We start from the raw sequence: 2,517 nt of genomic DNA on the forward strand, positions 1-2,517 counted from the left end.
CACCGCCACACCCTTCGGCACCCCCGTCGACCCCGACGTATACATCACATACGCCACATCATCCGCACCCACCCGCACCGCCGGCGGCCCACACTCCCCCTCCCCATCCACCCAGCCACCCGCCCACACCACCCCGACAGACTCGGGCAGATCAGGCGCCCAGTCGTCGGCCACCACCACCCGCACCCCCGCCTCAGCCAGCACCCGCCCCACCCGCACCACCGGCCACTCCACATCCACCGGCACATACGCCGCCCCCACCTTCACCNCCCCCACCAACACCGCCACCAACTCCACCGACCGCTCCATCACCACCCCAACCCGATCACCAGACCGCACCCCAGCCGCCACCAAATCCCGCGCCACCCGATTCGCCGCCGTGTCCAGGCGCGCGTAGGTCAGCGTGACGTACCGGTCCTGCGCAACCCAGTTCGCCGCCGTGTCCGGGTGCGTGTGGGTCAGCGTGACGTACCGGTCCAGCACTGCCACCGCGTCGGGACACTCGGCCACCCGGGCGGCGAACGCCCCGGTCAGCGTGCCGTCGGCCACCGCGGCCCCGGTGTCGTTCCACTCCTGGAGGACCCGGTGACGCTCGTCCGCACCCAGCACGGGCACCTGGCTGACCCGCAGCGTGGGATCGGCGGCGACGCGCTCCAGCACGCCCAGCAGACGTTCGGCCAGCCTCCGCACCGTCGAACGGTCGAANAGGTCGGCGGAGTAGCGCACCACGCCCTCGATGCCGGCCGGTGTCCCGGCGGCGGTCCTGCGTTCCTCCAGGCTGAAGGACAGATCGAACTCGACGGCGTCCCCGTCACCCTGGACCGGCCGCACAGTCAGTCCCGGCAGTTCCCACGGCGTGTCCAGCGGCACGTTCTGAAAGGCCAGCAGGACCTGGAAGACGGGGTGACGGGCGCGGCCACGGAACTCCTCGGCCAGCCGCTCGAACGGCACGTCCTGGTGGGCGTAGGCGGCCAGGTTCCGCTCCCGCACCCGGGCCAGCAGTTCCTCGAACGAGGGGTCGCCGCTGACGTCGGTACGCAGCAGCAGGGTGTTGACGAAGAAGCCGATCAGGTCGTCCAGCGCGGTGTCACCGCGGCCGGCGACCGGCGCCCCGATGGGGATGTCGGTGCCCGCGCCGAGCCGGGACAGCAGCACCGCGATCGCCGACTGGACCACCATGAACAGCGTTCCCCGGCCGCCGCGCACGAGGTCGGTGAGCCGGGCGTGCACCGCGGGGCTGATCCGGATCGGCACCTCACCACCGGTGAAGCTCGCCACGGCCGGGCGCGGCCGGTCGGCGGGCAGGGCGAGCTCGGCGGGCAGGTCGGCCAGTGCCTCGCGCCAGTAGGCCAGTTGCTCGCTGATCAGGCTGTCCGGGTCGGACTCGTCGCCCAGCAGGTCACGCTGCCACATGGCGAAATCGGCGTACTGCACCGGAAGCGGCTCCCACGACGGGGCCTGCCCGCGGGACCGCGCCGCGTAGGCCGTGGGCAGGTCCCTGGCCAGCACGCTCATGGACCAGGCGTCGGTCGCGACGTGGTGGATGACCAGCGACAGCACGTGCTCCCGCTCGGACAGCGCGAACAGCCGGGCCCGCAACGGCGGCTCACGCCCGACGTCGAAGCCGCGGCCCGCCTCGGCCGCCAGCAGACCGGGCAGCTCCTCCGCCGCGGCGAAGACGATCACGAGTTCGGGGTCCTCCCGCAGGATCTGCTGGCGGGGGACACCGTCGGTGTCGGGGAGCACGGTGCGCAGGGCCTCGTGCCGCCGCACGACATCGGTCAGCGCCGCCTGTAACGCCGATCGGTCGAGGTCTCCGCTCAGGTTAAGCGCGTACGGCGTGTTGTAGACCGCGCTGCCCTCCTGGAGCCGGTTGAGGAACCACATCCGGGCCTGGCCGTACGACAGCGGGATCACGTCGGGCCTGGGCCTCGGGACCAACGCGGCGCGGGCCGCGCCGCCCTCGCCGACCAGCCCGGCGACACCGGCCGGGGTGGGCTCGGCGAACAGCGCGCGGATGTCCATCCCGACGTTCAGCTCGGCCTGCACGCGAGCGATCAGCCGCATGGCCAGCAGCGAGTCGCCGCCGAGGTCGAAGAAGCCGTCGTCGGCCCCGACNNNCNCCAGGTCCAGGACCTCGGCGAACAGGGCGCACAACCGCTCCTCGACCGCGGTGCGCGGCCCCCGCCCGGTCGCCAGAGCACCGAAGTCGGGGGCGGGCAACGCCGCGCGGTCCAGCTTGCCGTTGGCGGTCAGCGGCAGCTCCGCCACCTCGACCACCACCGCGGGGACCATGTACTCGGGCAGCCGCCCGGCCACGAACTCCCGGAGCTCCCCGGGATCGAAGCGGGTGCCCGAGGCGGGCACCACGTAGGCGACCAGTCGCTTGCGGTCAGGCTGGTCCTCCCGGGCGAGCACCGCGACCTGGTCGACGGCGGGATGCCCGGACAGCACGGCCTCGATCTCGCCGGGCTCGATCCGGAAACCACGGATCTTCACCTGCGCATCCGCCCGCCC

The 2,517-nt window shown here is 72.9% G+C and carries 1 protein-coding gene; it reads right to left on the bottom strand.

Features of this window, described 5'->3' with window-relative positions:
• Positions 1-2,499 (bottom strand): condensation domain-containing protein (locus CED_RS21060; protein WP_235187268.1); only part of this gene is annotated, 2,499 nt, incomplete at its 3' end.
• Positions 2,500-2,517: the final 18 nt, after the last annotated feature.

This window comes from Frankia sp. CeD (assembly GCF_000732115.1).
Lineage (GTDB): Bacteria > Actinomycetota > Actinomycetes > Frankiales > Frankiaceae > Frankia > Frankia casuarinae.